Annotated in this window: 26 protein-coding genes; 23 read left to right on the top strand and 3 right to left on the bottom strand. The window is 60.8% G+C overall.

What is annotated here, in order from left to right; translation table 11 throughout:
* Positions 1-11 precede the first annotated feature (11 nt).
* The 7 genes from NKJ89_RS03870 to NKJ89_RS03840 all read left to right on the top strand — a co-directional run bounded on the left by NKJ89_RS03870 (position 12) and on the right by NKJ89_RS03840 (position 6,073).
* Positions 12-1,115, top strand: a complete 1,104-nt coding sequence (locus NKJ89_RS03870) for an NAD(P)-dependent alcohol dehydrogenase (RefSeq protein WP_352600031.1) — start codon at positions 12-14, stop codon at positions 1,113-1,115.
* Between the two features lie 68 nt (positions 1,116-1,183).
* Positions 1,184-2,215 (top strand): aldo/keto reductase, encoded by a 1,032-nt coding sequence (locus NKJ89_RS03865; protein ID WP_352600324.1) that lies wholly within the window; start codon positions 1,184-1,186, stop codon positions 2,213-2,215.
* Positions 2,216-2,305: 90 nt separating this feature from the next.
* Entirely contained in the window at positions 2,306-3,043 is a 738-nt protein-coding gene (locus tag NKJ89_RS03860; RefSeq protein ID WP_352600029.1) for an SDR family oxidoreductase, read from the top strand.
* Between the two features lie 73 nt (positions 3,044-3,116).
* Positions 3,117-3,707 carry a TetR/AcrR family transcriptional regulator gene (locus tag NKJ89_RS03855; protein ID WP_352600027.1) on the top strand — a complete coding sequence of 197 codons (591 nt, stop codon included), beginning with the start codon at positions 3,117-3,119 and terminating at the stop codon, positions 3,705-3,707.
* A 93-nt stretch (positions 3,708-3,800) separates the two neighbouring features.
* On the top strand, positions 3,801-4,856 hold the full coding sequence (locus tag NKJ89_RS03850) for a sugar ABC transporter substrate-binding protein (RefSeq protein WP_352600025.1): 1,056 nt from the start codon (positions 3,801-3,803) through the stop codon (positions 4,854-4,856).
* Positions 4,857-4,985: 129 nt separating this feature from the next.
* The gene (locus NKJ89_RS03845; RefSeq protein ID WP_352600023.1) at positions 4,986-5,423 is read left to right on the top strand and encodes a nuclear transport factor 2 family protein; all 438 of its coding nucleotides are present in this window, start codon (positions 4,986-4,988) and stop codon (positions 5,421-5,423) included.
* A 122-nt stretch (positions 5,424-5,545) separates the two neighbouring features.
* Entirely contained in the window at positions 5,546-6,073 is a 528-nt protein-coding gene (locus tag NKJ89_RS03840; protein ID WP_352600021.1) for a CGNR zinc finger domain-containing protein, read from the top strand.
* Here NKJ89_RS03840 and NKJ89_RS03835 read toward each other — a convergent pair whose 3' ends face one another.
* Positions 6,074-6,727, bottom strand: coding sequence for a GntR family transcriptional regulator (locus NKJ89_RS03835; protein WP_352600321.1), 654 nt, complete (start codon positions 6,725-6,727; stop codon positions 6,074-6,076).
* 123 nt (positions 6,728-6,850) lie between these two features.
* Here NKJ89_RS03835 and NKJ89_RS03830 point away from each other — a divergent pair, with 123 nt between their 5' ends.
* The 11 genes from NKJ89_RS03830 to NKJ89_RS03780 all read left to right on the top strand — a co-directional run bounded on the left by NKJ89_RS03830 (position 6,851) and on the right by NKJ89_RS03780 (position 17,083).
* Positions 6,851-7,732, top strand: coding sequence for a fumarylacetoacetate hydrolase family protein (locus NKJ89_RS03830; RefSeq protein WP_352600019.1), 882 nt, complete (start codon positions 6,851-6,853; stop codon positions 7,730-7,732).
* 53 nt (positions 7,733-7,785) lie between these two features.
* Complete coding sequence (locus NKJ89_RS03825) at positions 7,786-8,727, top strand: VOC family protein (RefSeq protein WP_352600017.1); 942 nt, start codon at positions 7,786-7,788, stop codon at positions 8,725-8,727.
* Between the two features lie 123 nt (positions 8,728-8,850).
* Positions 8,851-9,891: a sugar ABC transporter substrate-binding protein gene (locus NKJ89_RS03820; RefSeq protein WP_352600015.1), complete on the top strand. Its 1,041-nt coding sequence runs from the start codon at positions 8,851-8,853 to the stop codon at positions 9,889-9,891.
* A gap of 5 nt (positions 9,892-9,896) precedes the next feature.
* Positions 9,897-10,373, top strand: coding sequence for a nuclear transport factor 2 family protein (locus tag NKJ89_RS03815; RefSeq protein ID WP_352600013.1), 477 nt, complete (start codon positions 9,897-9,899; stop codon positions 10,371-10,373).
* Positions 10,363-11,160 (top strand): SDR family oxidoreductase, encoded by a 798-nt coding sequence (locus NKJ89_RS03810; protein WP_352600011.1) that lies wholly within the window; start codon positions 10,363-10,365, stop codon positions 11,158-11,160. The genes NKJ89_RS03815 and NKJ89_RS03810 overlap by 11 nt, the downstream gene beginning before the upstream one ends.
* A complete protein-coding gene (locus NKJ89_RS03805; protein WP_352600009.1) occupies positions 11,157-11,915 on the top strand; it encodes an SDR family NAD(P)-dependent oxidoreductase in 759 nt (252 codons plus the stop codon). The genes NKJ89_RS03810 and NKJ89_RS03805 overlap by 4 nt, the downstream gene beginning before the upstream one ends.
* Before the next feature lie 21 nt (positions 11,916-11,936).
* A complete protein-coding gene (locus NKJ89_RS03800) occupies positions 11,937-13,010 on the top strand; it encodes a sugar ABC transporter substrate-binding protein (RefSeq protein ID WP_352600007.1) in 1,074 nt (357 codons plus the stop codon).
* On the top strand, positions 13,010-14,077 hold the full coding sequence (locus tag NKJ89_RS03795) for a sugar ABC transporter substrate-binding protein (protein WP_352600005.1): 1,068 nt from the start codon (positions 13,010-13,012) through the stop codon (positions 14,075-14,077). The genes NKJ89_RS03800 and NKJ89_RS03795 overlap by 1 nt, the downstream gene beginning before the upstream one ends.
* A gap of 57 nt (positions 14,078-14,134) precedes the next feature.
* Positions 14,135-15,661 carry a sugar ABC transporter ATP-binding protein gene (locus NKJ89_RS03790; protein ID WP_352600003.1) on the top strand — a complete coding sequence of 509 codons (1,527 nt, stop codon included), beginning with the start codon at positions 14,135-14,137 and terminating at the stop codon, positions 15,659-15,661.
* Positions 15,648-16,652 carry an ABC transporter permease gene (locus NKJ89_RS03785; protein ID WP_352600001.1) on the top strand — a complete coding sequence of 335 codons (1,005 nt, stop codon included), beginning with the start codon at positions 15,648-15,650 and terminating at the stop codon, positions 16,650-16,652. Before NKJ89_RS03790 ends, NKJ89_RS03785 begins: the two co-directional genes overlap by 14 nt.
* Positions 16,653-16,663: 11 nt before the next feature.
* Positions 16,664-17,083, top strand: coding sequence for a VOC family protein (locus NKJ89_RS03780; protein ID WP_352599999.1), 420 nt, complete (start codon positions 16,664-16,666; stop codon positions 17,081-17,083).
* Positions 17,084-17,309: 226 nt separating this feature from the next.
* Here the strand turns inward: NKJ89_RS03780 and NKJ89_RS03775 are convergent, their stop codons facing one another.
* Positions 17,310-18,251, bottom strand: coding sequence for a LacI family DNA-binding transcriptional regulator (locus NKJ89_RS03775; RefSeq protein ID WP_502904078.1), 942 nt, complete (start codon positions 18,249-18,251; stop codon positions 17,310-17,312).
* Between the two features lie 133 nt (positions 18,252-18,384).
* Here NKJ89_RS03775 and hisD point away from each other — a divergent pair, with 133 nt between their 5' ends.
* Genes hisD through NKJ89_RS03755 form a run of 4 tightly spaced genes read left to right on the top strand, consistent with a single transcriptional unit; the run spans position 18,385 to position 23,613 of the window.
* Positions 18,385-19,695 carry a histidinol dehydrogenase gene (gene hisD, locus NKJ89_RS03770; RefSeq protein ID WP_352599995.1) on the top strand — a complete coding sequence of 437 codons (1,311 nt, stop codon included), beginning with the start codon at positions 18,385-18,387 and terminating at the stop codon, positions 19,693-19,695.
* Positions 19,696-19,735: 40 nt separating this feature from the next.
* Entirely contained in the window at positions 19,736-20,506 is a 771-nt protein-coding gene (locus NKJ89_RS03765) for an SDR family NAD(P)-dependent oxidoreductase (protein ID WP_352599993.1), read from the top strand.
* 20 nt (positions 20,507-20,526) lie between these two features.
* On the top strand, positions 20,527-22,101 hold the full coding sequence (locus tag NKJ89_RS03760; protein ID WP_352600319.1) for a Re/Si-specific NAD(P)(+) transhydrogenase subunit alpha: 1,575 nt from the start codon (positions 20,527-20,529) through the stop codon (positions 22,099-22,101).
* A gap of 9 nt (positions 22,102-22,110) precedes the next feature.
* Entirely contained in the window at positions 22,111-23,613 is a 1,503-nt protein-coding gene (locus NKJ89_RS03755; RefSeq protein ID WP_352599991.1) for an NAD(P)(+) transhydrogenase (Re/Si-specific) subunit beta, read from the top strand.
* Between the two features lie 170 nt (positions 23,614-23,783).
* Here NKJ89_RS03755 and NKJ89_RS03750 read toward each other — a convergent pair whose 3' ends face one another.
* Positions 23,784-24,695 (bottom strand): AraC family transcriptional regulator, encoded by a 912-nt coding sequence (locus NKJ89_RS03750; protein ID WP_352599989.1) that lies wholly within the window; start codon positions 24,693-24,695, stop codon positions 23,784-23,786.
* Between the two features lie 111 nt (positions 24,696-24,806).
* Here NKJ89_RS03750 and NKJ89_RS03745 point away from each other — a divergent pair, with 111 nt between their 5' ends.
* Positions 24,807-25,142, top strand: coding sequence for an EthD domain-containing protein (locus tag NKJ89_RS03745; protein ID WP_352599987.1), 336 nt, complete (start codon positions 24,807-24,809; stop codon positions 25,140-25,142).
* Positions 25,143-25,316: the final 174 nt, after the last annotated feature.

The following is a 25,316-nucleotide window of genomic DNA, read 5'->3' as shown; positions in this document are numbered from 1 at the left end:
GGACTGAGGCGATGGAAATCACAGCAGCGGTCGCGCGCGCGCCTCATGCGCCGTTGAGCATTGAGAGCCTCACGCTCGAAGCGCCGCGTGCGGACGAAATTCTGGTCAAGTTGGTCGCGACAGGCATCTGTCACACCGACATTGGCATGCGCGACCAGATTTTTCCGGTCCCCCAGCCGATCGTGTTGGGTCACGAAGGGGCAGGAGTGGTCATCGATGTGGGTCCGTTGGTAAAATCCATCGCGCCCGGCGATCACGTCATCATGAGCTTCGACTATTGCGGTGTTTGTGAGAGTTGCCGGGAGCACGCCCCCCAATACTGCGACGCCTATTTCGAGCACAATTTCGCCGGCCATCGTCCGGACGGATCCACATCCCTGCGGCGCGGCAGCGAACGGATACACAGCAACTTCTTCGGGCAATCGTCTTTCGCGTCGCACGCGCTGTGCCGCGAGCGCAACGTTGTCCGCGTATCCAAGGATGTGCCCCTGAAAATTCTCGGCCCGCTGGGTTGCGGCATCCAGACCGGCGCAGGCGCGGTCATCAATTCATTCACGCTCAGCGCGGGTCAGACGATCGCCGTCTTCGGTCTCGGCACTGTCGGCCTCAGCGCGGTGATGGCGGCGAAACTGCTCGGCGCCCGCACCGTCATCGGCATCGATCTGCACCCGAACCGGCGCGATCTCGCCCTGGAACTGGGCGCGACCCATGTGCTGGATGGAAGTGCACCTGACCTGTCGCAGGAGATCAAGCGCATCACCGGGACGGGCGTGAACTACGCCTTCGATACGACAGGCATCTCGCAGGTCATCCGGACTGCTGTCGATGCCCTCGCGCATCGCGGCGTCTGCGGCATCGTCGGCGCGGCTCCGCCCGGTACCGAGATCACCCTGGATGTCATGGACATCATGACGGCGGGCCGCAGTATCCGCGGCATTGTCGAGGGAGACGCCAATCCGCAGGCGTTTATCCCACACCTCATAGAACTTCAGAAACAGGGCTTTTTTCCGTTCGACAGGCTGCTGAGTTTCTACCCGTTTTCCGAAATCAACCGGGCCATCGCCGAGGCGGAAGCTGGCGAGGCAGTGAAGGCCGTATTGCTGTTTCCCGACTAGCACGAACCGCTTTCGTTCGAGGGCGGGTTTCATCGCCCGGCAACAGCTCAACATCAAGGAATGACATGATGCGTCTACGCAACTGGACCCGCGCAGGGAACGCAGGCCTGAGCTTCACCGAGCTTGGCCTTGGGACCGGGCCGCTCGGCAACCTTTATCGCGCCATAAGTGACAACGAGGCCCAGGAAACGCTCGAAACCGCATGGCAGGGCGGCGTCCGATATTTCGACACCGCGCCGATGTATGGGCTTGGCCTTGCCGAAACGCGGATGAACCCCTTCCTGAGAGGAAAGCTGCGCGACAGCTACATTCTCGGCGGCAAGGTCGGCCGGCTTCTGCGTGCCAGTTCAGCGGAAGAAAGGGATGGAATCGGGTTCTGGCACGAGGTGCCGAACCGCAAGGTCATATACGACTACACGTATGACGGCGTCATGCGCTCCGTAGAGGATTCTTTCGAGCGAATGGGGATCGACAGGTTCGATGTCCTCATGGTTCATGATCTCGACATCTATACGCATGGGTCGCGTGAGGCTTTCGAGCAAAGGATGGAGGAGTTCTTCAGCCGGGGCGGCTACGACGCCATGGTCCGGCTGCGTGACGAGGGGTCCACGAAGGCGATCGGAAGCGGCCAGAACGATGTCGAGTGCAGCCAGGCGGTCGCCGAGCGCGGCGATTTCGACCTGTTTCTTGTGCCCGGGCGTTACACGTTGCTGGAACAGGAAGCGCTTGAAAGCTTCCTGCCATTCTGTCAGGCGCGGGGCATCGGCGTCGTAATCGGCGGACCGTATAATTCGGGCATCCTCGCCACGGGTCCGATCGAAGGCGCATATTACAATTACGCGAAGGCGCCGCCTGACATTCTTGATCGCGTCCGCAAGATTCAGGCGGTCTGTCGGCGTCACGGCGTGAGGCTGATCGATGCAGCTTTTCAGTTTCCCCTGCTTCATCCGCAGATCGTATCGGTCATCCCTGGCGGCGGCGGCATAGAACAGATGAAACAGAATCTGGAGATAGCGGCCACCGAGATTCCAGCGGCACTGTGGATCGAGCTCAAGGCGGAAGGCCTGTTGCATAACGCCGCGCCGACCGGCGCGGTCTGACGGCATGGAAGACGGAAGCTTCAAAATGCTGCGCTCGTCCTCGTTCGACGCCGGCTTGTACCGAAACCAGTCTGTTGAGGCGTGAAGACGATGAAGGTAGCGCTTGTGACAGGTGCCTCGCGCAGCCTCGGGGCAGTGATGGCCCAAGCATTGGCCTCACACGGCTGGGCCGTCGCCGTGAACTACGCCAATGATGACAAAGGCGCTGCCCATGTCGTGAATTCGATCGAAAATTCGGGCGGCAAGGCGTTTGCCGCCAAGTTCAGCGTAGTCGACAAGGAGCAGTTGCAAATCGGCCTGCGGTCAATCCGAGAAAACCTCGGGCCGGTCGACCTGATCGTCAACAATGCCACGGGGCCTCAGCCGGAAATGCCGCTGATGGAACAGAGCTGGCGAACGTATCTCGATCAGCTCGAATTTTTCGTGAAAGCGCCGCTCGAATTGCTGCAACTGGTCCTTCCGGATTGGAGGCAGCGCAAGTCGGGGAGAGTGATCAATATAGGGTCCGAGGTGGCCGAGCTCGGTAACCCGTATTTTGGCAACTATGCCTCGGCCAAAGGCGCCATGGTTTCCATGACGCGTTCCTGGGCGAAGGAACTCGGTCCTGAAGGAATTACGGTCAATCTGGTCGCGCCGGGATGGATACCGGTCCAGCGCCACTGCGATGTTCCTAAGGCGAAGCGGGACTGGTATGTCGAGCGCACTCCTCTCGGTCATTTCGGCGCGCCGCAAGACATTGCCGACATGGTGGTGTTTCTCGCTTCGCCCAGGGCGAACTTTATCACCGGGCAAAGGTTCGCGGTGAACGGCGGCAGGACGGTTTGCTAGAGATGCGGGATCGGTCTTTTGGCCGATCTGCGCCTCCTTGACTGGACTGATCGGTCCATGATAAACCCATGGCATGTCCGAAGTCGAAACCACACAAGAACGCATTCTCCAGGCGACGCTGGATTTGATCTGGGCGCGCAGTGTCGGCAACGTTTCGACCGATATGGTCTGCAAGCGCGCCAAGGTGAGCAAGAGCAGTCTTTACCATTTTTTCGGATCAAAATCCGATCTGGTGGTTGCGGCCTACGAATTTCACTGGAAGCGTGTCGCGGCTGACTATGCCGAAGTCTTCAAGGTTTCGGCGGCTGCCGAAGAACAGCTGCAAGCCTATGTAAGCATTACGGTTGCCGACATGATGCGGCAGAAACAGCGGACCGGCAAGGTTTTGGGATGCCCTTATGTGCTCGCGGCGGCAGAGATGAGCACGCTGGACGAAAATGTGCGCGCGGTGGTCGAGAGCGTCTTCGACCGTATCATCGGCTTTCTGGAGCGGGCCGTGTCGATAGGGGTTAAGTCCGGGAGCTTCAGGGTAGAGGACGCGAGGACCGCAGCCCAGGACCTCTACATGATGATGACCGGCGCGGTCTTGCAATCGAAGGTGCGAAACGCGCCGGAGTTCATCCTTCACGTATGGCCCATGATGAGGGCGCGGCTGTCCGTGTAATTTTTTAACTTCGTTTGGACCGATCGGTCCACAGTGTTCGGCGCTGAGTTGCAATCGCTGAACGTCAATCAAGTTGCAACGGGAGGAACTGAAATGAAAACTTGGATTTCCAGGACGGCCGGGGCATTGCTCGCACTGGGCGCGAGCCTCCATCCGGCTCTGGCCGAGGATGTTTCGATCGATGTCGGTCTGGACAAGCCGATCACCGTAGCCAAGGACGGCTTGAAGAAGATCGCACTGTTCATCGAAATCGGCACCAATTCGGCCGTGCAATCCACTGTGACGGGAGCCAAGGAGGAGGCGGCCAAGCACGGTATCGAAGTCGACGTGTTCGACGCCCGGTTCGACATAGCCCGGCAGGTCAATCAGATGCAGAACGCCCTGCTTGGTGGATATGATGCCTGGATCGTCGCGGCGATCGAAGGCAATCAGGTCTGCGACATGGCTGCCAAGGAAGCGCCGAGTGCCGGCATACCCGTCGCCGTGGTGACCATGTCGATCTGCGGCCGCTCGGTGAACGAGGGCGAGCAACTGTGGTCGCCCGGTACGTTGACCTATATTGGCGGCAACGAGACGCCAGCCGCGTTCAAGAAGGTGATCATGCAGGCCGTGAACGACAAGCCGGGCCCGCAGAAGATCGCGCTGCTTACGGGGCAGGAAATCCATCCCATCACCCAGGCCTTCGACAAGGCCGTGGCGGAAGTTGTCAAGGAACACCCCGACGTTCAGATCGTAGCAACGCACCGGACCGATTATTCACCCGAAATGAACCAGCAGAAGACGCAGAGCATCCTGCAGGTGGTGCCGGACGTCGACGCCATCATCGGCGTCTACACCAACATGTCCAAAGGGGCGGCAGCGGCACTGGAAACTGCCGGACGGGTAGGCCAGGTTCGCCTTTATGAGGCCGGCGGCACGAAGTGGTCGGTCGATGCGATCAAGTCCGGAACGATTGCTGCAACAACCGGCTATTATCGCGCGACAGCGGCAGCGACGGCGGTCAAGCTCCTCGTCGATGCTTTCGATGGCAAGAAGCCCCCGCATGTCGTCCTCAATGATGGCCATGCTCTGCTTCCCGGGCAGAGGGAAGGCGACGTCGCAATCATCACGAAGGCAAATGTCGAGGGGTACACACCGGAATCCCCCTGATCCAATTACACGGATCCGGGCGTCGAAGCCCGGACCCGTGGGTATTTTCATCGCGAATCTCGCCTTGCCTTCGCGTGATGATGAGGCTGGCAGGGACGCAGTATTGGATATCCAGGAAAGACAGAACGAATGACCAGCCCAATCGACACTCTTAATGCATTCTACGATGCCGAGCGGCGCTATATGGCGGCGGGAGGCGCGGCGGCAGGCGCGTCTTTCGACGAGATGGCCGCGACGCTTGATCCTGCCATCGAACTTCATCAGTCGCCCGATCTGCCATGGGGCGGCGAATATCGCGGCCATGAAGGGTTCCGGGACTGGTCCCTGAAAATGAGCGACGCCTTCGACCAGCTGTCGGTCGAGGATGCGAGGTTCTTCGTCTCCGGTGACACGATCGTCATCCTGTGCCGTCTCGTCACGCGCGCCAGACGCAGCGGCCAGGTGCACGACGCGCCGATGGCGCAGGTCGTCACGGTTCGTAATGGCCGCATCGCCGAGTTCCGGCCATTCTATTGGCATGTTCCCGACTATGTCGCGGCGTCCGGCAAAGCCATCCGCGCCGCCTAGAAGCTCGACGTGGACAACAGCCGGTTCAATCGCTATAACGGAACCGGCTAAGCAGGTTACCAATTGTGCGCAAAATATCCGCCGGGGATTTGGAATTCAGGTTTCGGTCGAACAGCGTCGCTTTGGATTTCCTTGCGACGGTGGGCGAGAGGGGGCACCGCGATATCGAGCGTTTGCGCTCTCTCGACGACCTGGCGGGCTGGATCAAGCATGCCGGCATTTCGACGCAGGAGACTTTGCTGAAGGACAGCGATCTCAGCGAAGCCAAAACCCTGCGTGACGTGATGGTCCGGGTGCTCGAGGATCTGCAGGAGAGACGCAAACCGGATGTGGCAGATATCGGCGCGTTGAATCAAGCGGCGAAGCGGCCACCTCTGCGTCCCGAACTCGGCGCGGAGGGACATGGCGTGGTCCTGCATGCCGACGTCCTCGTTCCGTCAGTCCTGTCGACGCTGGCGCGGGACTTCATACAGCTTGTCGGCAGCGGCGAAGTCGATCGGGTCAAGCGGTGCGCCGATCCGACGTGCAACATGTTCTTTTTGGATAAGAGCCGGGCCAACAATAGGATCTGGTGCGCAACCGAAGGTCCTGGATGCGGCAACAAGGCCAAGAAGCGGGCCTTTGTCGCTCGCCATCGCCACGCTGAGTGATCAGCGAGCCACAATGCTGAACGTGGCCTGAAGGTGCCGCCGCAACAGGCAAACCGCGGTTTCCGTGTCGCGCACAAGGGCTACTTCGGCAATCGTGCGGTGCTCGTCGTCCACGTCGCGGCTGGAGTGCTCCATCGGTACTGACAAGCGGCGGAAGCGTTCGCTTTGAGCAAACAGGGTGCGTCGGATGTCCGCCAGCCACGGATTGTTCATTCCTGACGCCAGCTCTTCATGGAACCTGGCGTGAAGATCGCTCCAGCTTTCGTTCATCTGCGGCGGCGTCTCGTCCGTATAGCGCCGTACGGCCAGCAAATCACGCAATGCGTCCTCGACGCGCTTCTCCCATGCGGCGTCTCCGGCGGCTATCGAAAGTCTCAGGCAGACGGACTCGATCTCGATACGCGCCTGCGTCAGGTCGGCGAAATCCTGTACGGAAAGCTGGCAGACCTCGAAACCCTTTTTCGCCTTGAGATCCACCAGTCCTTCACCTTGCAGGGCGGACAGCGCTTCGCGCACCGCTGGCAGGCTGACCTGCAGGCGACTGCAAAGCTCGCTGATATTCAGTTTCTGGCCCGGCATCAGCCGACCCCGCAGGATATCCCCTCGAAGGCGATCCCTGACCAGAGATGCCTTGTTCGCCGGCTCCGCTACCATCCTGTGCTCCATGCTCATGCGCCGAAACCTATACCAGATGCGCCATCAAAATAATATATTATTGTTGACTCACTTTGGAATCTCTCCTAGGGTTTGGATCAAGAGGAATTTCGAGGAATTGATATGCGGTTCAGATCTTTTCAAGGCTTAGGTGGCATCGGCACCGGCGTCATCGTAGACGGCGTGTTGCGTGGTCAGTTCGAAAACGAAACAGGCTATGTAGGTTCCCTTGACGCCTTGGTAGCCGCGGGACCTGGGAGCCTGGAGAGCGCCCATGCCGTCCTGAGCCAGGCCCCGATCCTGGATGCCGGCAGCCTGGCCTGGCTGCCGCCTCTGCGCACCCCGCCGAAAATCGTCTGCGTCGGTCTCAACTATTCCGACCACACGACAGAAAGCGGTTACAAGCAGCCCGACTACCCGACATTCTTCAACCGGTTCGCTTCAAGCCTGATGGGTCACAACGTCCCGATGGTGCGCCCGGTCGTGTCGGATACGCTCGATTTCGAAGGCGAACTCGCCGTGGTCATCGGCCGTGCTGGCAGGCATGTCAGCAAGACGGACGCCTTGGCTCATGTGCTCGGATATTCGGTCTTCAATGACGGTTCGGTGCGCGAGTACCAGTTCAAGTCGCCGCAATGGACGATCGGCAAGAATTTCGATTCCACGGGAGCGTTCGGGCCGGACCTCGTCACTGCCGACGAACTGCCCGAGGGCGCGAGCGGGCTGCGTCTCGAGACGCGTCTCAACGGACAGGTCGTGCAGTCCGCCTCCACAAATGAACTGATCTTCGATGTGGCGACCCTGATTTCCACGCTTTCCGAAGCGGTGACCCTTGAGGTCGGCGATGTCATTGTGACCGGCACGCCTTCCGGCATCGGGCATGCGCGCAATCCGAAACTGTACATGAAGCCGGGCGACGTCTGCGAAGTCGAGATCGAGAAGGTCGGATTGCTGCGCAACAGGATCGTGGATGAGAGCGACGCCGCCGACCGCCGCGCTGCTTGACAGGGTAGGTCAGTTCATTCGGGAGGAATGGCATGACGGCATTGAGAGGATATGTGGAGCGCAGCGCCAGTGACGACGTTCTTGGCGTTCACTCCCTCGACAGCTTCACCTTTTCGGTTCCCGATCTGAGCGAGGCGGAAGCGTTCCATAAATCTTTCGGCCTGGACGTTCAGCAGGTCGGCAATGGTCTGGCGCTGAGAACCTTTGGGCATGCCCAGACCTGGTGCACCATAGTCGAGGCAAACCACAAGGCGCTGGGCTACCTGTCCTTCGGGATGTTCGAGCACGACATGGAGCGCTTCGCTCGCCGCCTTGACGAACTCGGTGTGAAACGCCTCGATCCACCATATGGATTGGAATCCAACGGAATCTGGTTTCGCGATCCCGATGGTATTCTTGTCGAACTGAAAGTCGCTGCCAAGTCGTCTCCCGACGCAAAGGCGCACGGCCAGTTTCAATCATCCGCGCCTGGCGTAGCAGGGGCGCCATCGCGCAAACAGGCGCGCATGACGCGACCGAACCGCCTTTCGCACGTCCTGCTGTTTACCGCCGACGTCGATCGGGCTGTCATGTTCTACGAGCGTGTGCTGGGGCTCGCGCTGTCGGATCGTACGGGAAACGAGATAGCATTCCTTCACGGCAAGCACGGCAGTGACCACCACCTGGTGGCGTTCGTAAAATCCACGGGGCCCGGCATTCACCACACGAGCTGGGAGGTGGACAGCCTCAATGACATCGGGCTCGGCGCCATGCAAATGGCAGACAAGGGATTTTCGCGAGGTTGGGGTTTGGGCCGACATGTGCTCGGCTCGAACTACTTCCACTATGTGCGCGATCCCTGGGGCAGCTACACCGAATATTCCTGCGATATGGATTTCATCCCGAAGGATATGGACTGGCAAGCCGGTGACCACGACGCGGAGGATGCCTTCTATATCTGGGGTCCGACGCCACCGGAGGACTTTGGCGTGAACCACGAACTGGCCGGGCGGTAGACCGACCGGCAGCTGGCGCCGCCGACGGAGGCGCCAGTAGTATCGACGCATGCGCAAGCATCAAGTTCGTCCGCACGATCACGTTCGGGCGCGGCGGGAGCAATGATCCAAATGGGGAGTGAGATGAAAAGCATTATCAGTGCGACGATACTGGCTATCACGGTGATGATTCAGCCGGTCCATGCGGCGGAGACTGTTGATGTCGACGTAGGCAACGGCATGACCGTCAAGCTCGCCACAGATCGCCCCTTGAAAATAGCCTTCTTCTCCGAGGGCACCAACAATTCCGCGATGACCGCGAGCATCGAGGCGGCCAAGGAAGCTGCCGCCAAGCACGGATGGTCCATCGATGTGTTTGACGGCGGTTTCGATGCCGTCAAACAGAGCAATCAGATCGCGAACGCGCTCAACCGGGACTACGACGCGTTCATCGTCAAGCCGCTGGAAGGCAACACTATGTGCGAGCCTTCGTCCGTCCTGGCCCCGCAGCGCAACATACTTGTCGTCAATGCCGTGCTTCCGATCTGCGGGCGCTCTGGCAAGGAAGGCGAGGAACAATGGTCGCCAGGCACGCTCACCTATGTCGGTGGCACACAGACGCCCGATGCGTTCCTTGAGGTGTTGCACAAGGTCCGCGAACTTGCGCCCGGACCGCAGAAGGTCGGGATCCTGACCGGGAACGATCTCAATCCGATCACCCTCAACTTCGAAGCTGCTCTCGAACGCTTTCTTACCGAAGCGCCGGACTGGTCTGTCGTGGCCAAGGCGCGGACGGACTGGTCGACGCCGGTCGCCTTCGAGAAGGCACAGCCAATCGTCTCGGCGCATCCCGAGATCACCCTCTATCTTTCGCATTATTCGAACATGACGCGCGGCATTGTGCAGGCGCTGGACGCCGCAGGAAAGCTCGGCACCGTGAAGGTGTTCGATGCCGGCGGCACGGCCTGGGCGAAGCAGGCCGTGGAGGCCGGCACGATCGATTTCACGACCGCCCTCTACCTGCGGTCCAACGCTGCTGCCTCGGTCGAAGCGATTGCGGCGGCGCAACGTGGGGAGCGGGTCCCTCACGTCATTCAAAACGAGGGAAAGCCCATCACCAAGGGCAATCTGGTCCAGTTCATCGACAAGTCGAATGTCGCTGGCTATCAGCCGGAGGCGGACTGATCTCTATGACCGTTCAATCGAACACAGAAATAGCAGGCGCTGCCAACAGCGCGGCTTTTGACACGCTGATGCGCTTCTACGAGGCGGAAACGATCTATCTGTCGCCTGGCGGCGGAGATTTCAGCATCATTGCCGAAACGCTGGATCCGCATTGCATCCTTCACCAGCCGGCGTCCCTGCCATACGGTGGCGAATGGAGGGGGCCGGCCGGCTTCAAAAGCTGGATGGAAGCGTTCGGTCGCCAGTGGTCGTCGTTGGAGGTCAGGGATCCACGCTTCTACCCATCGGGCGAGGATGTGATCTTCAGTCGCTCGCATGTTTTTGCGGTGTCGCGGCCGACCGGCAAGGCGCTCGATTGGCCGCTGCTCCAGTTCTTCCGCGTCCGCAACGATCGCATCCTGGAACTCATGCCTTTCCACTGGGACACTGCGGCGATGCTGCCAGATATGAAGACATTTGGAGGAAACGACGATGCCCAATGAGATCGCGATAATCACTGGAGCCAGTTCCGGCATTGGCCGGGCAACCGCGCTTCATCTCGCTGGACTGGGCTACGACATCGGCATCACCTTCGCGAGCAATTCGCAGGGCGCGCAGGAGACTGCGCGCCGTGTCAAGGCTGCGGGCCGACGCGTGGCCATTCGCCAGATGGAGCAGACCGACCCGGCCTCGATCCACGCGGCGCTGGACGCACTCGTCACCGATCTCGGCGGCGTCGATGTGTTCGTCAACAATGCAGGGACGCTCGCTTTCGATGATTTCCTGTCGCTCAAGCTGGAAGACTGGAACCGCGTCGTCGCCTGTAACCTCACAGGCGCATTCATTGCCGGACAGGTCATCGCCAATCACATGGCCGCTTCCGGCACCAGGGGACGCATCGTCAATCTGTCATCGGTCCATGAGGCTGTGCCCCTCAAGGGCGGCGCAGCTTATTGCTCGTCGAAAGCGGGCGTCGGCATGCTGACGAAATGCATGGCGCTCGATCTCGCGTCGCGCGGGATACGCGTCAATGCGATAGGGCCAGGCGAGACTGCAACACCCATGAGCGGAGCGGTCGAAGGCGAGGATGTCGCGGCTCGCAAAAGGCCCGAACTCCCCATTTCGCGACCCGGCAAGCCGGAGGAGATGGCCGAGGCCATCGCGTATCTCGCATCGCCCAACGCCAACTACACAACCGGAACCACCCTCTATGTAGACGGCGGGCTGTTGCTCATGGCGGCGATCGGCAACCAGCGGACCATCATGGAAGCACTGGGAGAAAAGGCATGAACCGGCTCAAGAATCGTGTCGCGGTTGTGACCGGTGGGGCAGGCGGCGTTGGAAGCGCGGTGACCGCTCTGTTTGTTGAAGAGGGTGCGAAAGTCGCCGTCTTCGACAGCAAGGAAAGAGCCGCTCAGGCGTTGGCGGCACTGGGAGCGGATGTCCGCTACCACCAAGTCGACATCACCAACGAAGACGCCGTGTCCGGTGCCCTGGCCGACATTTCGGCGGCATGGGGCGCGCCCGACATTCTGGTCAATGCCGCCGCCATCGCGGGCACCGGAAAACCGACGCATGAGGCGAGTGTGACGGATTTCGATACGGTGTTCGCGGTCAACGTCAAAGGCACCTTCCTTTGCACGAAGCATGTCATTCGTGGCCTCCTGACGGCAGGAAAGCCCGGCAGCATCGTCAACATCTCTTCGACCTACGGGGTCATCGGCAACGCCGATATCCCGCTCTATCACGGGACAAAGGCGGCGGTGCGGCTTCTGTCGAAATGCGACGCCGTCACCTATGCGCAAAACGGCATCCGGTCGAACTCGATCATCCTCGGATCGACACGGACGCAGATGACGGTGCGTGCGATGGAGGAGAGCCCCGAGGGCGCTGCCTATGTGCGCAATCTGATCGATGCGCATCCGCTCAAGCGGCAAGCTGAGCCGATCGAGATAGCGCGCGTCGCACTCTTTCTTGCCAGCGATGAATCGAGCTTCGTCACCGGAGCCGATATTGCCGCCGATGGCGGCTACACAGCTCAATAGACAACTCAACGGGAGGAAATGATGAACTACAGAACCAAATTCAAGACAGGCCTGGCGGCAGCCCTGTTGACGGGCACGCTCTTTGCCATGCCTGCACTGCCTGCACTGGCGCAGACTGTCACGGTCGATGTCGGCGAAGGCAAGACTGTCGAGCTTGCCAAGGATCGGCCACTGAAAATCGCCTTCTTCTCGGAAGGCGCCAACAACAGCGCCATGCAGGCGAGCATCGACGGCGCCACTGAAGCCGCCAAGAAACTCGGCTGGAAAATCGATGTCTTCGACGGCAAGTTCGATCCGGTGACCCAGATAAACCAGCTTCAGAATGCGCTGACCCGGGATTATGACGCCTGGGTGCTCAAGGCCGTCGAAGGCAACATCATGTGCGATGTCGCCACGAAGGACGCTCCGGCAAAGAACATCGTCGTCGTCACGGCCGTCCTTTCCATCTGCGGACGCGGTTCCAACGAGGGTGAGGCGCTGTGGTCGCCGGGCACGCTCGCCTATGTCGGCGGAGCGGAGACGCCGCTCGCCTTCTTCCAAGTGCTCGACCGGATGGGAAAGGAGAATCCCGGACCGCAGAAACTTGGTGTCATTACCGGACCTGAGCTCAACCCGATCACCAAGAACCATGAGGCAGCGCTCGAGCTGTTCAAGAAGAAGTACCCGGATGTGCAGGTGGTTGCCATCGCTCGGACCGACTATTCCACGCCGAGCGCGCTGGAGAAGGCAGGCCCGATGGTTCAGGCAAATCCGGACATGACGCTTTATTACACGGCCTTTTCCAATCTCTCGAAGGGCCTTGTGCCGGTCCTCGAAGAAGCTGGCAAATTGGACAAGGTGAAGATCTACGACAATGGTGCGACGGCTTGGGCGGTACAGGCGCTGAAGGACGGCAAGATCGCGGTTTCGAGCGCCAACCGCCTCAAGTCCAACGCATACAACGCGGTCATGGCTTTGGCCAAAGCGCAGAAGGGTGAAAACGTCGCCCGGGCGATCGGCGATCTCGGCGAGCCACTGGTGCAAGGACAGCCCCCGACCAAACCGTATCTCCTCGACAGGAGCAATGTCGACGCCTTCAAGCCGGAGATCGAATAATGCGCTTCGCGGGGATAAACTGCGGGCTGAAAAGCCTGTTGAGCCTAGGCGTCGTCGTGGCCGGCACCATGACTGCGGCAGCGGGAACGGTCGACGTCGATGTCGGGTTGCAAAAGCCGGTTGTCGTCAACACCGACGAACCCTTGAAGCTCGCGCTGTTCATTGAGATCGGCACGAATAGCGCCGTGCAGTCGACGGTGACGGGTGTTCGCAATATGGCCGAGAAACACGGCTTCAAGTTCGACGTGTTCGACGCCCGCTTTGACGTCGCGACTCAAGTCAACCAGATGCAGAATGCGCTTCTCAACGGCTACAACGCCTGGATCGTCGTACCCGTCGAAGGCAGTCAGGTCTGCGAGTCGGTCACCAAGCTGGCGCCGGAGGCAAACGTGCTCGTCGCACAGGCTACCGGCACGGCCTGCGGCCGTTCGTCGAATGAAGGCGAGGAGCTTTGGTCGCCTGGGACGCTTGTCTATGTCGGCGGCAACGAAACACCGAGCGCCTTCAAGGCGGTGATGGAGAAGGCGGCTGCCGACAATCCCGGCCCGCAGAAGGTTGGGATTCTCACCGGTCCGAACCTGCACCCGATCACCGTAGCCTTCGACAAGGCGCTCGAGCAGATCAAGGCCGAGCACCCGGACTTCGACGTCGTGGCCATCCATCGAACCGACTATTCTCCACCTGACAACCAGGTGAAGACGCAGACGATGCTGCAGGCCAATCCGGATCTGTCGATCATCGTCGGTGCCTACACCAACATGTCGAAGGGTGCGATCCCTGCATTGGAGGCCGCCGGCAAGTTGGGCAGCGTCAAGGTCTACGAGGCCGGTGGTACGGCCTGGTCGGTGGATGCCCTCAGGAAGGGCTGGATCCAGGCGACCACGGGCTTCTACCGGCAGACCGCGGCCGAGACGGCGGTTCAGGCCATTCTGGATGCGCGGGCCGGCAAGAAGACGCCTCACGTGATCCTGAACGATGGGCACGCGCTCATATCAGGTCAGAAAGAGGGCCAAGTCGGAATTGTTACGCTCGACAATGCCGGTGCTTACGAGCCGCAGTCCCCTTAAGCTATCCTGCTGCGCGACAGCAATGTCGCGCAGCATCACTCCAGTGGAGCAATTTCGATGACCTCGCCTGCAATCTCGCTGTTGGATGTGTCGAAAGCCTTCGGTCCCGTGATGGCTCTTCATCCAGTCCGGCTGGACATCAAGGCGGGCACCATCCATGCATTCGTCGGCCAGAACGGCGCCGGCAAGTCCACGACATTGGGGATTCTGGCCGGCCGCACGGCGCCGAACTCGGGACAGGTGCTTCTTTTTGGCAAGCCGGCAACGCTGGGCGATCCGCGCGCGGCGCGGGCCCAGGGCATATCGGCGATCTACCAGGAACTGACGATTGTGCCTGCTCTGAGCGCCGCCGCCAATGTTTTCCTTGGACAGACGGTGGCGCGGCAGGGATTTCTTCAGGAGCGGTCCATGCATCAACGTTTTGCCGCACTATGTGAGCGGTTGAAGGTCAGCATCGATCCGGCAACGGAGGCCCGCCGTCTGTCGGTAGCCGATCAGCAGATGCTCGAGATAATGCGGGCACTGCAGGCCGACTCCAATATCATCCTGTTCGACGAGCCGACGACGGCGCTCGCTCCACCCGAGCGCGAAGCCTTGTTCGCCGTCATGCGCGAATTGCGCGATCAGGGCCACACGCTCGTCTACGTTTCCCACAATCTCGACGAGGTGCTCGACATCAGCCAATACATCTCCGTCTTCCGCAATGGCAGACTCGTGGAAACCAGAGCGAAATCGTCGTGGACAAAGTCCACGCTCGTCGCGTCCATGCTGGGCGAAGCGATCGGCGATATCTACCACCGGCGCGATCGTGTCTCCACGGTGCCAGACCAACCCGTGCTGCGGGTCAGCGGGCTTACGGTCCCCTCGGCGGTGACCGATCTGTCACTCAGCATTTCGCCTGGCGAAATACTCGGCATCGGCGGCCTTGTCGGCTCCGGTCGAACGACATTCCTTCGCGCGATTGCCGGCATGGAGCCGCGCGCCAGTGGAAGGCTCGAAGTCGATGGCCGTGAAGTTGCCTGGCCGACTGCGCCGCGCGCGGCGCGCGACTACGGAATTGCCCTGGTGCCGGAGGACAGAAAATCTCAAGGACTGGTGCTGGGCATGGCCTGCGCTGATAACGTTGTGATGGCCAATTACGGTCGCGTGGGCCGTCACGGCTTCGTCGACACCGCCCGGCTCAGGAGCCTCAGCCGCAAATCCACCGATCGTTTCGGTCTCGATCCGCGCCGCCTCGGCGACCCGGTCGGCAATCTTTCCGGTGGCAATCAGCAAAAGGTGCTGCTTTCGCGCTGGGATTATGAGCAGCCCAAGGTGCTGATGGTCGACGAGCCGACCCGCGGAATCGATGTCGGCGCAAAGTCGGAAATCCTGGATGCGCTGCGCGATTTCGCGGAGCGGGGCATCGCCGTCATCATCGTCTCCTCGGAACTTGAGGAAATCGTCGCGGTGGCCGATCGCGTCATTGTCTTGTCGGAAGGCCGGCTGGTTGGCGAACTCAATCACGCGCAAAAACCACTCTCCGTCCATGCCATCTTGAATTGCGCCTTTGGAGTAGAAGGAAACCGTCATGCTCACCAATGAGTCAGTCACTGGTACCAAAGCCATGCTGGGCGGAGCGACAGACATCCGCGACCTCCGCATTTCCTGGGGCGATCTTGCGATGAAGTATGGGCTTCTCGTCGTACTCGCCGTGCTCATCATCGTCTCGCAGCTCCTCTATCCGCGGTTCCTCAACCCATTGAACATCCGCAACATCCTCAGCCAGAACGCACCGCTGGGGATCATCGCGGTCGGCATGACACTCGTCATGATCACCCGGGGCTTCGATCTTTCCGTTGGCTCCATGTATGCGGCCGGCGCGACCGTCTTTGCGAGCTTGGCCGTGGCCGGCTGGCCCCTGCCGCTGGCGGCGGCTTTGGTCATCGCAATCGGTGTGCTTGGAGGCCTGGTCAATGGCGTGACCATTACCCGGCTCAATGTGAACCCATTCGTGGCGACGCTTGGAACGACGTCGGTGTTCTCTGGATTGGCGTTGCTTTATTCCAAATCTTCCCCCTTCGTCGTGTCGGACGCGGCGTTCACATGGCTTGGTCGAGGCGCCGTGGTCGGAATTCCGGTCAGCGTCTGGCTCATGGCCATCATCTTTGTCGTTGGTGAAATCGTGCTGTCGAAGACCACCTATGGTCGATCGCTCTATGCCATAGGTGGAAATGACGAAGCGGCGCGGCTCGCCGGGCTACGCACCGTTCTGATCCGCGCCTCGTCCTATGTCATTTGCAGCGCTTGCGCGGCTGTCGCCGGCATGATCATCGCCTCGCGCCTTTCCATCGGACAGGCTGACATTGGCTCGACCATGGCGCTTGATGCAATCGCAGTAGTCGTGATTGGCGGCACATCGCTCATGGGCGGCGAGGGGGCCGTCTGGCGCAGCGCTATAGGACTGCTCATCGTGGCGGTACTGACCAACTTGCTGGATTCGCTGGCAGTCGATTCCAATTATCAGCTGGTCATCAAGGGCACCATTGTAGTCGCGGCTGTCGCACTGGATGCCTATGCCCGCACCCGGCGATGAGGCAGTGCGTCATGCATCACATTGCCATCAGTGTCCGCGATCTCGGTGCCAGCCTGGCCTTCTATGCAGGCTTCGGTTTGGAAAAAGAAGCTCAACGCGAACTGTGGGCTGACGAACTCACACTGACCGTTCTTGCCGGACCACATGGCCGACTGGAGCTGTTCAGTTCAGGCCGGCCGGTAATGGCCTCTGACCAAATGGGTTCGTTGCGGACCGATCTCCACCAGATAGGCGCGAAGCATTTCGCGTTGCAGGTGCCTGACCTGGCGTCCGAAATTGAGCGCCTGCGTGCGGCGGGAACTGAAGTCGAAGGTGATGTGGCTTCCTCTGGCTTGGGGTTTGACTACGTGTTTGTCCGCGATCCCAGCGGCAACTGGATCGAACTGGTCGAGGTCAAGTCCTGTGGCCGCGAAACGTCCCCTGCTGTGTGAGCAGCTGAGTGAGACAGCGAGTCGGGTTCCGCGACTGGCGAAAAGAGATCCGCCGCCAGGCAGTGATGCCTCCCAAGGCGAGCAGCGGCTGCCGCCGATACGATCGGTGCAACCGCAGGACCAACGCTCAGGTTGGCCATAGCGATCGCGATAACCCGATTTACACGAGGATCGGCGCGAAGCTGCGGGCAGGCGAACATGGCGGGCCAGGCGCGACGACACAACGTCATGCGCTCTTCCTCACCATCAGCGTTCCAGGAAGCGTGCGGATGATCCCGCCGTCGGAAGGCCTGATCGTGGTATCATCGATGAGGTTCAATGCCTCATGAACCATGCGCTCGACGGGCTGGCGGACCGTGGTGAGACAGTAGGCGTTCCAACTCGCCATTGGAATGTCGTCAAAACCTGCGATCGCGAGGTCGCGAGGAACGGCCAGACCCAGTTCCCGGGCCGCATCGATGGCGGCGAGCGCCATAATGTCATTGCAGCAAAAAAGAGCCTGAGGTGCGTCGGCGCCGCACAGTATGTCGATGCTCGCCTTGTAGGCTGTATGATAGTTGAAATCTCCGGCCGCCTCGACATGGATCGCAATACCGGATTCGGCCAGAGCGTCGCGGAACCCACGAGCGCGCTCGGCATTCGTGGAGGTGTTGGCGAGGCCCCGTATAAAACCGATCTTCCGGTGGCCGGCGGCGACAAGATGATGCGCAATATCGCGGCCCCCCTGATAGTTGTCGCAGGCGACGGAATTCACCCGGATGTCGCGTTGTATGCGATTGAGCAGCACGACCTTGATCTGTTGCTGCCGGCATGCACGCGCCATCGTCGACGTCAGGAAAGCCGACGTCACGATAATGGCGGCCGGCCGTGCGGCAAGGATCTGCGGTGTGATCGCGTCCACGTCCGCATTGGCCGCCATCGTATAGACCAGCAATTGCCTGTCGCTGGCCTGCAGCTGCCTTGCGAGCGTATCGAGCACGGTTGGGTAGAACGGATTGAGAAGATCGCCTGCGACAAGGGTGATCGTTCCCGCTGCAATCGCATTCGCTGTCCGACGCGCTGGGCTCACATAGCCGAGCTTTTCTGCAACGGCGAGGATTCGCCTTCGCTTTTCGGAGCTTAGTGAGGCACCCGGTGTGAACGCCCGCGATACGGCGGCGAGCGACACCTCGGCGGCATGCGCGACCTGTTTTGCAGTGGGTTTCACGGAGACCTGTAATGAAACTTTTTCAAAAACGTCATGATAACTTGCACTCATTCCATAGCATCATATTCTCCCCGGCAATAGGGAGATCTGATCCATGGCTGTTACCATCCTGAAAAGCGGCAAGTCTGAAGTCCTGCGATCCGAGGACGATGCACGGGTTCGTGCCACCGTCGAAGCAACCTTGAAGGACATTGAGACGAGAGGCGACGCAGCGGTGCGCGAACTGTCTGCAAAGTTCGACGGCTACTCACCGCCTTCCTTCAGGCTCAGCCAATCGGAGATCGACGCGGCGATCTCGATGGTCTCAGCGCGCGACATGGAGGACATCGACTTCGCCCAAACGCAGATCAGGCGGTTTGCCGAAGCGCAGAGGGCATCGATGCGCGACATCGAGATCGAAACGCTGCCCGGCGTCACGCTAGGCCACCGCAACATCCCGGTGCAGTCGGTGGGCTGCTACGTGCCAGGCGGCAAGTTCCCGATGGTCGCCTCGGCGCATATGTCCGTGCTGACGGCGACCGTAGCTGGCGTGCCAAGGATCGTGGCAGCAGCCCCGCCACAAAAGGGCAAGCCGCACCCGGCAATCGTTGCGGCAATGCACAAGGCCGGCGCTCATGAAATCTATGTGCTTGGAGGTATGCAGGCCGTCGGCGCCATGGCGATCGGGACCGAGACGATCCGTCCGGTCGACATGCTGGTCGGCCCGGGAAACGCCTTCGTCGCGGAAGCCAAGCGACAGCTCTACGGCCGCGTTGGCATCGATCTCTTCGCGGGCCCGACGGAAACCATGGTCATTGCCGACGAGACGGTCGATGCCGAACTGTGCGCAACTGACCTTCTCGGACAGGCCGAGCACGGCTACAACTCGCCTGCAGTTCTTCTCACAAACTCCCAGAAGCTGGCACGCGAAACGCTCTTTGAGATCGAGCGCCTTCTCGCGATCCTGCCGACCGCCGAGACTGCTTCGGCGTCTTGGCGCGACTACGGCGAGGTCATCGTTTGCGATACATACGAAGAGATGTTGACTGTTGCCAACGAGATTGCCTCCGAACATGTGCAGGTGATGACCGATCGGGACGACTGGTTCCTTGAAAACATGCATTCCTACGGCGCACTTTTTCTCGGCGCGAGGACGAACGTTGCCAATGGCGACAAGGTCATAGGCACAAACCATACGCTGCCGACAAAGAAGGCCGGTCGCTATACCGGCGGACTGTGGGTCGGCAAGTTCCTGAAGACCCATTCCTATCAGAAGGTGACGAGCGATGCCGCGGCGGCGGAAATCGGCGCCTACTGCTCGCGTCTGTGTTTGCTGGAAGGCTTCGTTGGGCATGCCGAACAGGCCAATGTCCGCGTCCGCCGCTATGGCGGCCAGAACGTCCCCTACGGCGGAGCCGCGCAATAGTTCGGGAGTCCCGATCAGAGCGCTTAACAGGTTGGTACAGATGATCGATGATCTCCCAAAGATGCCGTCTTTCCGCTTGGACGGTAAGCGGGCGCTTGTGGCGGGCGCCTCTTCCGGCATCGGCGTAGGAGCGGCCGTGGCCCTGGCCGGAGCTGGCGCCGAGGTTGTGCTGGCAGCGCGCTCGATGGAAAGACTGGACCCTGTTGTACACGCTTTGCGCGCAGCCGGTCATGCGACCAAGGCCCTGTCCCTTGATGTCGCCGACGCAGCAGCCACTGAAGCTGCGGTTACGGCGGCTGGCCCATTTGATGTCCTGGTCAACAGCGCGGGCATTGCGCGTCATGGGCCGGCGCTGGAGACAACCGAACCAGATTTCGACTCGGTGCTTGCCACGAATGTGCGGGGCGCATACTTCCTCACCCGCTCCGTGGCCAAGGGCCTCATCGCGGCGGACCGAGGCGGCTCCCTCATCAACATTTCCTCGCAGATGGCCCATGTCGGCGGTCCCGATCGCGCCGTCTACAGCGCCACGAAACACGCGGTCGAAGGCTTTACCAAGTCGATGGCCATCGAGTGGGGATCGTCCGGCATCCGGGTCAATACGATCTGCCCCACATTCATCCGCACGCCGCTCACCGACCAGACATTCGCCAATCCCGATCGCGCTCGATGGGTTCTCGAGAAGATCAAGCTCGGACGGCTGGGCACAGTCGAAGATATCATGGGAGCCGTCGTGTTCTTGGCCTCGGACGCCTCGGCCCTCGTGACTGGCACAGCTCTAATGGTTGATGGCGGATGGACAGCGGGTTGAAGGGACTTCAGGTGGAAAAGATGAGGGTCGGCACGCCTAGGGAAATAGCCGCGGGCGAGGCGCGCGTCGCCATGACGCCCGATAGCGCGCTTCAATTGCAGAAACTGGGCTATGCCTGCGCGATCGAGAGAGGCGCGGGCGTTGCGGCAGGCTTCTCCGACGAGGCCTATGCGAAGGCCGGCGTCCATATCGCGCCGACGGCAGCCGCGCTGTGGGAGACCGCGGACGTCATCGCCAAGGTGCGGCCCCCGGAGATTGCCGAGATAGCGCGGCTGCAGCCCGGAAAGACGCTGATCTCCTTCTTCTATCCGGCGCAGAACAAGGATCTGCTGGAGCAGGCCAGGGGCACCAGTGGCAACGTCATCGCCATGGACATGGTGCCGCGCATATCCAGGGCTCAGAAGATGGACGCGCTGTCCTCCATGGCCAACATCGCTGGCTACCGCGCCGTCATCGAGGCCGGCGCGAATTTCGGCCGCTTCTTCACCGGACAGGTAACCGCCGCCGGCAAGGTGCCGCCTGCGAAGGTCCTTATCGTCGGCGCCGGCGTTGCCGGTCTCGCCGCCATTGGCACGGCAACCTCGCTGGGCGCGATGACCTTTGCCTTCGACGTACGTCCCGAAGTCGCCGAGCAGATCCAATCGATGGGCGCGCAGTTCATCTATCTCGACTTCTCCGAAGCGCAGGTCGATGGCGCGGCGACCGGCGGTTACGCCGCCCCGTCGAGCCCCGAGTTCCGCGAGGCGCAGCTCAAAAAGTTCCGCGAACTCGCGCCGCAGATGGACATCGTTATCACCACAGCGCTGATTCCAGGCCGCGACGCGCCTGTCCTTTGGACGAAGGACATGGTCGAGGCGATGAAGTCGGGTTCGGTCATCATCGACCTCGCCGCCGAGCGCGGCGGCAATTGCGAACTGACGAAGCCTGACCAGAAGATCGTCACCGACAACGGCGTCACCATCGTCGGCTATACGGATTTCCCTAGCCGCATGGCATCGCAATCCTCGACGCTCTATTCGACCAACATCCGCCACATGCTGACCGATCTGACGCCGGCCAAGGACGGCAGGATCGTCCACAATATGGAGGACGATGTCATCCGCGGTGCGACCGTTGCCTTCGAAGCCGCGATCACCTTCCCGCCGCCGCCGCCGAAGATCGCGGCCATCGCCGCGCAGAAACCGAAGGAGAAGGTGAAGGAACTGACGCCGGAAGAGAAGCGCGCGAAGGAGACAGCCGCGTTCAAGGCCGCGACCAGCACGCAGGTCATGCTTCTTGCCGTCGCCACGGTCCTCATCCTGCTTGCCGGCTACTACGCTCCACCGAGCTTCATGAGCCATCTTGTGGTCTTCATGCTCGCTTGCTTCGTCGGCTTCCAGGTCATCTGGAACGTCAGCCACTCGCTACACACGCCGCTGATGGCGGTGACCAATGCGGTCTCGGGTATCGTCATCCTTGGCGCGCTGGCGCAGATCGGATCGTCCTCGGCACTGGTCGCTGCCCTTGCCGCGCTCTCCATCCTGATCGCCACGATCAACATCGTCGGCGGCTTTCTCGTCACCCGGCGCATGCTCGCCATGTTCCAGAAGTCCTGAGGCCGGGAAATGATCAATCTGAATAATTTGGGCGCGCACGCCTCGAACCCGGGCATCGTGATCGCGGCCTATATCGTGGCCGCCGTCCTGTTCATCCTCTGCCTTGGGGGCCTATCGGGGCAGGAAAGCGCCAAGCGCGCTATCTGGTACGGTATTGCCGGCATGGCGCTGGCGGTCGTCGCCGCGGTTCTGACGCCGGACGTCGCTCATCATTGGCTGATCGCGATCATGCTTCTCGTCGGCGCGGGGCTGGGCTCTGTCGTCGCAAGCCGCGTGCAGATGACGGAGATGCCGCAACTCGTGGCGGCACTGCATTCCTTCGTCGGTCTCGCCGCCGTCTTCATCGGCTTCAACACGCATTTCGAGCTTGCTCAGCTTGGCCAGCTCGCCGCCCTTGTCGGCAATCCCGAAGCGATGGCGAACGCGCTGGAGCCACTGGAGCATCTGTCGGGCTTCGCCCTGACGCTGGCGCAGAAGACGCCTGCGGAGATCTCCATCCTGCGCGTCGAGAGCTTCCTCGGCGTGTTCATCGGCGCGGTCACCTTCACCGGCTCGATCATCGCCTTCGGCAAGCTCGCTGGCAAACTCGACAGCAAGGCGAAGAAGCTTCCGGGTGGGCATGTCCTCAATGCCGGCGCGGCGATCCTGTCGCTCGTCCTCCTGGTCATTTATCTGCAGACCGGCAATCTCTGGGCGCTGGCCGTGATGACGCTCGCGGCTTTCTTCATCGGCTACCATCTGATCATGGGGATCGGCGGTGCCGACATGCCGGTCGTCGTGTCCATGCTGAACAGCTATTCCGGCTGGGCGGCGGCTGCCATCGGCTTCTCGCTCGGCAACGATCTGCTGATCGTCACGGGCGCGTTGGTCGGTTCGTCGGGCGCGATCCTCTCCTATATCATGTGCAAGGCGATGAACCGCTCGTTCGTCTCGGTTATCCTCGGCGGCTTCGGCAACACGACCGGGCCGGCGCAGGCCATCGCGGGCGAACAGATCGCTATCGGCTCCGACGGCGTCGCGTCGGCGCTCAACGATGCGGATTCGGTCATCATTGTCCCCGGCTACGGCATGGCGGTAGCGCAGGCGCAGCAGTCGGTCTCCGAGCTTACGAGGAAGCTGCGCGCCGCCGGCAAGACCGTCCGTTTCGCCATCCATCCGGTGGCTGGCCGTCTTCCCGGCCACATGAACGTGCTGCTCGCCGAGGCCAAGGTGCCCTATGACGTCGTGCTTGAAATGGACGAGATCAACCACGACTTTCCAAGCACGGACGTGGTCATCGTCATCGGCTCAAACGACATCGTCAATCCAGCCGCGCAGGAGGATCCGAACTCGCCCATCGCGGGCATGCCGGTCCTCGAAGTCTGGAACTCCAGGCAGGTCTTCGTCTCTAAGCGCGGCCAAGGTACCGGCTATTCCGGAATCGAGAACCCGCTCTTCTACAAGGAAAATACGCGGATGTTCTATGGCGACGCCAAACAGAGCATCGACGAACTCCTGCCTAAGATCAACTGATCCGCGTTTTGGGGCGAAGGAGACAACAGAACAGGTGACAGACTCAAGGGCGGCTCTGCCGCAAACGCTTCGGTAAGCGCGATCAGACACAGACACAGCAAGGTGCACCAGGATCAGGCATGCCTCGGCTGGGCTCACGCCTGGTCTCGCAGGGACGGAGGGAGCGGCCGTCAGGCCTGCTGCGAATATCTGCCCGGCGAGCAACCCATGGTGCGCTTGAAGGCCGTGCTGAACGCCGCTTCGGACTCATAGCCGAGGGAAGTGGCGATCACCGAGACCGGCTGGCGCCCCTGGCTCAGGAGGGTGCTGGCCAGATGCATGCGCCAACGCCTGAGATAGTCGATCGGCGAGGACCCGGCGACATTCTTGAAGCGGAGTGCGAATTTCGATCGCGACATTCCAGCCCTCTCGGCAAGAAGCGGCAGCGTCCAGCGAGTGCCGGGATCGGCGTGGATGGCTGCGATCGCCGCCGCGATCTTCGGATCGCTCAGGGCAAACAACCAGCCGACACCGCGTCCGACCCCTTGCGACATATAAAGCCTCAGAGCCTGCACAAGGAGCAGATGGGCGAGGTGCTGCACAACGAGAACGCCGCCCGGCTGCGCATCGATGAGCTCACGTCGCATCCTTTCGAGAGACCAGCGCAAGCCGACTTTTTCATCGTCGTCTTTTAATCGAACAATCGGCGGCATGGCTCCCAGCAACATGTCGGTATGCTCGCCAGTGAAGGCGAAGTGACCGCTGAGCACCAGGGTTTCGCCACCGCCATTCAACGTCGCGATGCCGCCGCGCCAATGGCTTTCCGGCACCTCATCGAAGCGCATCGGGCTGAAGGTGAGGTCCCTTGCCATGAGAAACTGCTTGCCGCTCGGCAAAAGCACGCAGTCGCCGGCGTCGAGCCGAAGGGGCTTTACTTCTCCTTCCACGGCGAGCCAGCAACCGCCTCTGACGACGGCAAAATACTTGACGCCGGCATGATCCTTGAACTGCAAAGCCCAGTCGCCGCCGAGGTCCAACCCTCCGGCGACATAGGTGTGAGGCTTCAAAAGCGAGATGACATCAGAAAGGGGATCTACAGGCATTGGGGACGATCGCGAAAGTTTTAGGGATATCTGAATATGGGTCGTCCCGGCCTATTTTGCTATCTCCTCGATGAGCCCGCGAGGGCTTTATCTTTCAAAGAGGAGACTTTCATGTTCAAGATCGTCATAACCTTCAAACGCCGGCAGGGGATGAGCCAGCAAGAATTCATGGACTATCGCCGCAAGGTGCACGCACCGCTTCTTTTCAATATTCCTGAAGCAAAGCTCATCCGCCGCTTCGTCGTTTCCTACCCGGTTCCAGCCCCGGGTTTTCCAGAACCGAGCTACGATGCGGTGGTCGAAGGCTGGTTCGACAGCCTCGAGGATATAGATGCGCTCTATTCGTCCGAGAATTTCAGGACCAAGGTCGATCCCGATCACGTCAACTTCATCGATATGTCGACTGTCGGACGGATCATCTCCAAGGAGACCGTCGTCGTCGAATAGAGCCAAAGTCGAGGTCGCGTCGCTTCCGATTGCCAAAGGCGCCGATCCTGCCGGCTCGAGTGGTATGTGCAATGCGGGCGCCGCTCAAGCGCCTGGAACTGTTTCGCGATCGCTTCGGGGCCAGCCGTCAGGATCCCCATGTCGATGGCTACTTTGGTGAAGGTGGTGCCCGTC

It is taken from the genome of Mesorhizobium sp. M0047 (assembly GCF_040323315.1).
Classification (GTDB): domain Bacteria; phylum Pseudomonadota; class Alphaproteobacteria; order Rhizobiales; family Rhizobiaceae; genus Mesorhizobium.
Note: the sequence above shows the minus strand (reverse complement) of the source record. Positions and strands in the feature narration are given on the sequence as shown.